The organism is Streptomyces sp. NRRL F-5135, from assembly GCF_000719775.1.
Taxonomy (GTDB): Bacteria; Actinomycetota; Actinomycetes; order Streptomycetales; family Streptomycetaceae; genus Streptomyces; species Streptomyces hebeiensis.
On record NZ_JOHR01000072.1, the window covers coordinates 1 to 425 of the forward strand.

1 rRNA gene is annotated in these 425 nt (G+C 59.8%); it reads right to left on the bottom strand.

The window, feature by feature from the left end:
- Positions 1 to 277: ribosomal RNA gene (locus IG02_RS0135550) — 23S ribosomal RNA — on the bottom strand; the annotation flags it as partial.
- Between the last annotated feature and the right edge of the window lie 148 nt (positions 278 to 425).

Genomic DNA, 425 nt, shown 5'->3' on the forward strand with positions numbered 1-425 from the left:
GGTTTAGCCTCATCCAGTTTCGCTCGCCACTACTCCCGGAATCACGGTTGTTTTCTCTTCCTGAGGGTACTGAGATGTTTCACTTCCCCTCGTTCCCTCCACACTGCCTATGAGTTCAGCAGCGGGTGACAGCCCATGACGACTGCCGGGTTTCCCCATTCGGACACCCCCGGATCACAGCTCGGTTGACAGCTCCCCGGGGCCTATCGCGGCCTCCCACGTCCTTCATCGGTTCCTGGTGCCAAGGCATCCACCGTGCGCCCTTAAAAACTTGGCCACAGATGCTCGCGTCCACTGTGCAGTTCTCAAACAACGACCAGCCACCCGTCACACACCACCCACAAGCGATGCTTCACCGGGACCGGCAAACTGAAGGACAACCAACACGGCCGCACCCTCAGACACCCAACAGCGTGCCCGACCTG